At 71.6% G+C, this 6,930-nt stretch carries 8 protein-coding genes; 6 read left to right on the forward strand and 2 right to left on the reverse strand.

The genetic code is table 11. From position 1 onward, the window contains the following. Positions 1–65 precede the first annotated feature (65 nt). A complete protein-coding gene (locus ACFW9D_RS32285; RefSeq protein ID WP_384627861.1) occupies positions 66–1,025 on the forward strand; it encodes a 1-aminocyclopropane-1-carboxylate deaminase/D-cysteine desulfhydrase in 960 nt (319 codons plus the stop codon). Here the strand turns inward: ACFW9D_RS32285 and ACFW9D_RS32290 are convergent. Beyond that, positions 1,004–2,602, reverse strand: coding sequence for a Na+/H+ antiporter (locus ACFW9D_RS32290; protein WP_188336928.1), 1,599 nt, complete (start codon positions 2,600–2,602; stop codon positions 1,004–1,006). The genes ACFW9D_RS32285 and ACFW9D_RS32290 overlap by 22 nt on opposite strands. 51 nt (positions 2,603–2,653) lie before the next feature. Here ACFW9D_RS32290 and ACFW9D_RS32295 point away from each other — a divergent pair, with 51 nt between their 5' ends. The 3 genes from ACFW9D_RS32295 to ACFW9D_RS32305 all read left to right on the forward strand — a co-directional run bounded on the left by ACFW9D_RS32295 (position 2,654) and on the right by ACFW9D_RS32305 (position 4,614). Continuing rightward, positions 2,654–2,914, forward strand: coding sequence for a UBP-type zinc finger domain-containing protein (locus tag ACFW9D_RS32295; protein ID WP_188336929.1), 261 nt, complete (start codon positions 2,654–2,656; stop codon positions 2,912–2,914). Between the two features lie 264 nt (positions 2,915–3,178). Then, complete coding sequence (locus ACFW9D_RS32300) at positions 3,179–3,592, forward strand: anti-sigma regulatory factor (protein ID WP_188336930.1); 414 nt, start codon at positions 3,179–3,181, stop codon at positions 3,590–3,592. Next, positions 3,592–4,614: an RNA polymerase sigma factor SigF gene (locus ACFW9D_RS32305; protein WP_384627858.1), complete on the forward strand. Its 1,023-nt coding sequence runs from the start codon at positions 3,592–3,594 to the stop codon at positions 4,612–4,614. The genes ACFW9D_RS32300 and ACFW9D_RS32305 overlap by 1 nt, the downstream gene beginning before the upstream one ends. A 33-nt stretch (positions 4,615–4,647) precedes the next feature. Here the strand turns inward: ACFW9D_RS32305 and ACFW9D_RS32310 are convergent, their stop codons facing one another. Next, positions 4,648–5,100, reverse strand: coding sequence for a hypothetical protein (locus tag ACFW9D_RS32310; RefSeq protein WP_188336932.1), 453 nt, complete (start codon positions 5,098–5,100; stop codon positions 4,648–4,650). 127 nt (positions 5,101–5,227) lie between these two features. Here ACFW9D_RS32310 and ACFW9D_RS32315 point away from each other — a divergent pair, with 127 nt between their 5' ends. Both ACFW9D_RS32315 and ACFW9D_RS32320 read left to right on the forward strand, forming a co-directional pair. Next, positions 5,228–6,196 carry a diacylglycerol kinase family protein gene (locus ACFW9D_RS32315; RefSeq protein ID WP_188336933.1) on the forward strand — a complete coding sequence of 323 codons (969 nt, stop codon included), beginning with the start codon at positions 5,228–5,230 and terminating at the stop codon, positions 6,194–6,196. 319 nt (positions 6,197–6,515) lie between these two features. After that, positions 6,516–6,773 (forward strand): WhiB family transcriptional regulator, encoded by a 258-nt coding sequence (locus ACFW9D_RS32320; RefSeq protein ID WP_016639615.1) that lies wholly within the window; start codon positions 6,516–6,518, stop codon positions 6,771–6,773. Positions 6,774–6,930 lie beyond the last annotated feature (157 nt).

A 6,930-nucleotide genomic window follows, 5' to 3' on the forward strand; every position in this document is an offset into this window, starting at 1 on the left:
GGGGGGGGTGGCCCCTTTGGGGGGGGGCCCCCCCCCCACCCCCCCCGGCCCGCGCCCCCACGTCCCTGACCGGCGCCGGTCCCCCGCCGCGGCTGCCCTCGCCGCTCGCCGAGGTCGACGACGAGCGGTTCGCGCGCCGCGGCGTACGCCTGCTCCTGAAGCGGGACGACCTGATCCATCCGGACCTCGTGGGCAACAAGTGGCGCAAGCTCGCGCCGAACCTGGCGGAGGCGCGCGGGCGCGCGATCGTGACCTTCGGGGGCGCGTACTCGAACCATCTGCGGGCCGCGGCCGCCGCGGGCCGGCTCCTGGGCGTGCCCACGATCGGTGTCGTCCGGGGCGACGAGCTCGCGGACCGGCCACTGAACCGGTCGTTGCGGCGGTGCGTGGCGGACGGGATGCGTCTGTTCTTCGTCGACCGGTCCACGTACCGGTCGAAGCGGGAGCCCGAGGTGCTGGCGCGGGTGCTCGACGACGCGGGGGCCGGCGGTGCCTATGTGGTGCCGGAGGGCGGGAGCAACGCGCTCGCGGTGCGGGGGTGCGTGGAGCTCGGGCGCGAACTGCGCGGGCGGGCCGATGTCGTGGCCGTCGCCTGCGGGACCGGGGGGACGCTGGCGGGCCTCGCGGCGGGGCTCGACGAGGGGCAACGGGCGCTCGGGGTGGCCGTGCTCAAGGGCGGGTTCCTGAGCGGTGAGGTCGAGGCGCTGCAGTCGGACGCGTTCGGCGGGCGGCGCGGGGCCTGGGAGGTGACGGACCGCTTCCACGGAGGCGGCTACGCGCGCGTGCCCGCCGAGCTGGACGCCTTCGCCCAGGAGTTCGAGGAGCGCCACGGGCTGCCCGTCGAGCGTCTCTATGTCGCCAAAATGCTGCACGCCCTCACGGTGCTGACGGAGGAGGGCGCGTTCGCTCCGGGGGCGACCGTGGCGGCGGTGATCACGGGCGCGCCCGACGCACCGGAGCCGTCGCGGTCACCCTCGCGGTCGACCTCGCCCGCGCCCCCGCCTCAGTCGTCGACCTCGCGGTAGGCCGCCGCCTCCTCCAGGTCCAGGCGGCGCAGCAGGGTGCGCAGCATCTCGTCGTCGATGCGGCGCTCGTCGCGCATCTTCACGAACACCTCGCGCTCGGCCTGGATGGCTTCGCGGGCGAGCCGGCGGTAGGTGTCGTCGGCGGACTCGCCGGTCACCGGGTTGGTCTGGCCCAGGCGCTCCCACACCGCGTTGCGGCGGCGCTCCAGGACGGTGCGGAGGCGGTCCTGGAGGGGCTGGGGCAGGCAGTTGCGCTGGTCCTCCATGAGGGCGTCCACGCGCTCCTCGGCCGCCGTGGACGCCGCGTTCTGCGCCTGCGCCTCGGCGAGCGTCTCGGCCCGCACGTCACGGCCCGGCAGCTTGAGGAGCTTGATCAGCGGCGGCAGCGTGAGCCCCTGCACGACGAGCGTGCCGATGACGGTCGTGAAGGTCAGGAAGAGCACCAGGTTCCGCGCGGGGAACGGCTCGCCCTCGTCCGTGACGAGCGGGATCGAGAACGCGATGGCCAGCGACACGACGCCGCGCATGCCCGCCCAGCTGACGATGAGGGGCCGCCGCCAGTCGGTGTCGCTCTCCCGCTCCCTGATGCGCGACGAGAAGCACCACGGCAGGTAGGTGGCCGGGTAGGACCACACGAAGCGGATCACCACCACGAAGAGGAACACGCCGAACGCGTACCAGACGGCCTGTCCGACGCTGTACTCGCCGAGCCCCTTCAGGACGACGCGCAGCTGGAGCCCGATCAGGGCGAAGACCGCGGATTCCAGGATGAACGCGACCACCTTCCAGACGGCCGCCTCCTGGAGCCGCGTCTCGAAGTCCACCTGGTAGGAGCGGTGTCCCAGGTAGAGGCCCACGGTGACGACGGCGAGCACCCCGGAGGCGCCGAACTGCTCGGCGACGGCGTAGGCGACGAACGGGATCAGCAGGGACAGCGTGTTCTGGAGGAGCGCCTCCTTCAGGTGCGTGCGCAGCCAGTGCAGCGGCACCATCAGGAGGAGGCCGATGCCGACGCCGCCGACGGCCGCCACGAGGAACTCCCGGATGCCGCCCGCCCAGCTGGCGCCCTCGCCGACGGCAGCGGCGAGCGCCACCTTGTAGGCGGTGATCGCGGTCGCGTCGTTCACCAGGGACTCGCCCTGGAGGATCGTGGTGATCCGCGAGGGCAGCCCCACCCGCCGGGCGATGGCGGTCGCGGCGACGGCGTCCGGCGGGGCGATCACGGCGCCCAGGACGAGCGCGGCGGTCAGCGGCAGGTCGGGGATCAGCTGGTAGGCGAGCCAGCCGACCGCGACGGTGGCGAACAGGACGTAGCCCACCGACAGGAGCGCCACGGGCCGGATGTTGGCTCTCAGGTCCAGGTAGGAGCTCTCCAGAGCCGCGGTGTGCAGCAGGGGCGGCAGGATCAGCGGCAGCACGACGTGCGGGTCGAGCGCGTATTCGGGAACGCCCGGGACGTACGAGGCGACGAGCCCCACCGCGACGAGGAGGAGCGGCGCCGGCACCGGAGTCCGGCGCGCCACCCCGGCCACCGCGGCACTCGCCGCGACCAGTCCCACCAGTGGCAATACGTCCATGACCCGCCTTCCGCCCGGCCTGCGCGCCGTGCCCGTCGTAACCTGGCCATCATGTACGAGTGCCCGCACGTCGACGCGCTGCCGCAACCGGAACCGGCGCCCTTGAGCGAGACCTGTCTGGAGTGCCTGGCCCTGGGCAGTCACCCTGTGCAACTGCGCCTGTGCCTGGTCTGCGGTCACGTCGGGTGCTGCGACTCCTCGCCGTTCCGGCACGCGACGGAGCACTACAAGGACACCGGGCACGCGGTCATGCGCACCTTCGAGCCTGGTGAGGACTGGCGTTGGTGCTTCGTCGACTCGATTCTCGTGTGATCCCGAGGATCCGCGCCCGCGGGCGGTTCGACGGGTCGGCGCCTGGGTACGTCAATGCGGCGCCCGCTCTTTCCAATTGAGCCCGCCCCACCTCTAGCCACTGTCCGTACCCGTAGGCTTACCATGAGTGACAGCAGTGGGCCGGGGGTCCCCGGGACAGGAAAGTCGGGCGCGCGGTAGCGTCACCGCAGATATACGTGGCGCATCACCCGGGGGGATCGTCCTCCGGAGCCCGAAAGTGCTTGTACCACCTTGGAGGTGAGGGTGTCCCAGATCGCAGGCGAGCCCGGGAATCAGGACTTCGTGGAAGTCCGGCTGCCGGCTGCGGGTGCCTACCTGTCGGTGCTGCGGACGGCCACGGCCGGTCTGGCAGCGCGTTTGGACTTCACCCTCGACGAGATCGAGGACCTCCGCATCGCGGTCGACGAGGCCTGCGCGATCCTGCTCCAGCAGGCCGTCGCGGGCTCCGTGCTCAGCTGTGTGTTCCGCCTCGTGGACGACTCCCTGGAGGTGACCGTGTCCGCCCCCACCACGGACGGCCGGGCCCCGGAGCGCGACACCTTCGCCTGGACGGTCCTCTCCGCCCTGGCCGGCCAGGTCGAGTCCTCGGTCGCCGAGGACAACACGGTCTCGATCAGCCTCTACAAGAAGCGCGGCGCGGGCCCCGGCCCGGCGTGATGGACGGGGGTGGTCCGGTGCGGGACGACAAGAGCGGCACACGAGATCTCCCGGCCGACGGCACGGGCGGGATCCGCCGGCTGACCACCGGCATCCCTGAGCAGCAGGCCCGGCCGCACCCGGAGGACCCGGCGGCCGACGGGGCACAGCAGGCAGCGCCGCCCTCCGGGCCCGAGACTCGCGGGGGCCCCGGTGGATCGGACGCGCGACGGGCGGGACGGATGAGCGACCAACAGCGACAGGGTGAGCAGCAGGGCACGCGCGATCCCCAGGACCGCAGCAACGCCAAGGCGTTGTTCCTCGAGCTGCGCACCCTGAAGGACGGCAGCCCCGAGTACGCGGATCTGCGCAACCGGCTCGTGCGCATGCACCTGCCGCTCGTCGAGCACCTGGCGCGCCGCTTCCGCAATCGCGGCGAGCCGCTGGACGACCTGACGCAGGTCGCGACGATCGGCCTGATCAAGTCGGTCGACCGCTTCGACCCGGAGCGCGGGGTGGAGTTCTCCACGTACGCGACCCCGACGGTGGTCGGGGAGATCAAGCGGCACTTCCGGGACAAGGGCTGGGCGGTGCGCGTCCCGCGCCGGCTCCAGGAGCTGCGGCTCGCGCTGACCACGGCGACGGCGGAGCTGTCCCAGCTGCACGGCCGCTCCCCCACGGTCCACGAGCTCGCCGAGAAGCTGGGGATCTCGGAGGAGGAGGTCCTGGAGGGTCTGGAGTCGGCCAACGCGTACTCCACGCTGTCCCTGGACGTCCCCGACACGGACGACGAGTCACCGGCGGTCGCGGACACCCTGGGCGCCGAGGACGAGGCGCTGGAGGGCGTCGAGTACCGCGAGTCCCTCAAGCCGCTCCTGGAGGACCTGCCGCCGCGCGAGAAGCGCATCCTGCTCCTGCGCTTCTTCGGGAACATGACGCAGTCGCAGATCGCACAGGAGGTCGGCATCTCCCAGATGCACGTCTCCCGCCTGCTGGCCCGCACCCTGGCCCAGCTCCGGGAGAAGCTCCTCGTGGAGGAGTAGAGGCTCCGCGGATGTGAGTGAAGGGCTCGGGGTCTACTCCGGGCCCTTCGCGCTGCCCGGCATGCGGATGCCGAGCGCGACGGTGGTCGCCGGGTTGACGAGCATCACCAGGGCCGTGAGCGCCACGGCCGCGAGCGCGATACCGAAGGGCAGGGCGACGCCGCCGCTCTGGCCCAGCGTGTAGGCGACGGGCAGCGCCATGATCTGCGTGATGATCGCGGGCCCGCGGCTCCAGCTCTTCAGCGCGAGCAGGCCGCGCGCGGCGAGCAGCGGCAGCAGGGCGAGCACGATCAGGGTGACGCCGCCGGTGATCGCCTGCTGGCGGTTGTCGGGGTGTCCGGTGAGCGCGGCGACCAGCATGTAGGCGCCGCCCACGACGAGTGCGGCGCCCTCGAGTCCGGCCAGGGCCGCGGCGGCGGTCAGCCGGCCGGGGCGGGGCTCGGTCGGTGCGGACGTCTCGGGGGCGGGGTTCTGCTCTGAGGTCACCTTTGCAGAGTAGCCCCCGCGCGCCCGCGTTCCCGAGGCCCTCCCCCGGGCCCGCCGGGGCCCTGACTCCTACCCGACTCCTACCTCGGTCTGGGCCCGATCAAGGTCGCTAGGTACCCTGCCTTGCATGCGTGCACTCCTCGTGGTCAATCCGGCGGCAACCACCACCAGTGCGCGCACGCGCGATGTCCTCATCCACGCGCTCGCCAGCGAGATGAAGCTGGAGGCGGTGACGACCGAGTACCGCGGGCACGCCCGGGACCTCGGGCGGCAGGCCGCGGAGAGCAAGGACATCGAGCTGGTCGTCGCCCTCGGTGGCGACGGCACGGTCAACGAGGTCGTGAACGGGCTGCTGCACGCGGGCCCCGACCTGGACCGGCTGCCCGGTCTGGCGGTCGTCCCCGGCGGCTCCACGAACGTCTTCGCCCGCGCCCTGGGTCTGCAGAACCATCCGGTGGAGGCCACCGGCCAGCTTCTGGACGCCCTGCGCGAGGGCCGGCAGCGCACGGTGGGCCTGGGGCTCGCCGCGGGCACGCCCGGCACGGAGGACGAGGCGGTGCCGTCCCGCTGGTTCACCTTCAGCGCGGGGCTCGGCTTCGACGCGGGTGTGGTCGGCCGGGTCGAGCAGCAGCGGGAGCGGGGCAAGCGTTCGACGCACGCTCTGTATGTGCGACAGGTGGTGCGCCAGTTCCTCGGGGAGCCGGACCGCCGGCACGGCACGATCACGCTCGAACGTCCGGGCGAGGACCCGGTCACGGATCTCGTGGTCTCCATAGTGAGCAACACCTCACCATGGTCGTTCCTGGGCAACCGGCCGCTCTATCCGACGCCTCAGGCGTCCTTCGACACCGGCCTTGACGTGCTCGGACTCAAGAAACTGTCGACCCCGGCGGTCGCCCGTTACGGCGGCCAGCTGCTCGCCTCCACTCCCGAGCGGGGCCCCCGCGGCAAGAACGCGGTCACGCTCCACGACCTCACCGACTTCACCTTGCATTCCAAGGTGCCCCTGCCGCTCCAGATGGACGGTGACCACCTGGGGCTGCGTACGAGCGTGACGTTCACAGGCGTTCGCCGTGCACTGCGTGTGATTGTGTGAGTGGAAGGGCCCTTGGTCCTTTATCTCGAACGTTTGGGCTGGGCTCCACCCCATGGAAGTACGGCTGTGACCGAGGCGACACCGAGGAATCAAAAAAAACTTTCCTGAAGGGGTTGTATCCGCCGCCGAGGTTTGCGAATCTCTACATGGCGCTCGGGACGGCCCGCAACATCGGCCCCACAGAGAGCCCGAATCCCCTCCTCCAAGCAACGGACAGCCGTCGCAGATGTGACGTTCGTCCCTTCACTTGTTGAGGGATTCGTGAAAGCGTTCACATTCACAAGCAACTTGCACGTAATACCAAGGAGAGGTAGCAGCCATGGACTGGCGTCACAACGCCGTTTGCCGCGAGGAAGACCCCGAGCTCTTCTTCCCCATCGGCAACACCGGTCCTGCGCTGCTGCAGATCGAGGAAGCCAAGGCCGTCTGCCGCCGCTGCCCCGTCATGGAGCAGTGCCTGCAGTGGGCGCTCGAGTCCGGCCAGGACTCCGGCGTCTGGGGTGGCCTCAGCGAGGACGAGCGCCGCGCGATGAAGCGCCGCGCCGCCCGCAACCGGGCCCGTCAGGCCTCCGCCTGATTCCCCACCCCGTTCGAGCCTGAGCCCGGCGGCGCGTACATCGCGTACGCATCTCCCGCCCCCGAGCCGCAGCGCGCAGTACCCCCGATGCTCCCCCAGGCTCCGCCCGGGACATGACCCGAGCAACGCGAGCAGTGAGCCCCGGACCGTTCCGACG

It is taken from the genome of Streptomyces sp. NPDC059524, assembly GCF_042749255.1.
GTDB classification, from domain to species: domain Bacteria; phylum Actinomycetota; class Actinomycetes; order Streptomycetales; family Streptomycetaceae; genus Streptomyces; species Streptomyces xanthii.

Bases quoted from the DNA above. Each gene is read 5' to 3' on its own strand.
- ACFW9D_RS32320 (WP_016639615.1), top strand. From the start codon at position 6,516: ATGGACTGGCGTCACAACGCCGTTTGCCGCGAGGAAGACCCCGAGCTC.
- ACFW9D_RS32290 (WP_188336928.1), bottom strand. From the start codon at position 2,602: ATGGACGTATTGCCACTGGTGGGACTGGTCGCGGCGAGTGCCGCGGTG.
- ACFW9D_RS32295 (WP_188336929.1), top strand. From the start codon at position 2,654: ATGTACGAGTGCCCGCACGTCGACGCGCTGCCGCAACCGGAACCGGCG.
- ACFW9D_RS32305 (WP_384627858.1), top strand. From the start codon at position 3,592: ATGGACGGGGGTGGTCCGGTGCGGGACGACAAGAGCGGCACACGAGAT.
- ACFW9D_RS32315 (WP_188336933.1), top strand. From the start codon at position 5,228: ATGCGTGCACTCCTCGTGGTCAATCCGGCGGCAACCACCACCAGTGCG.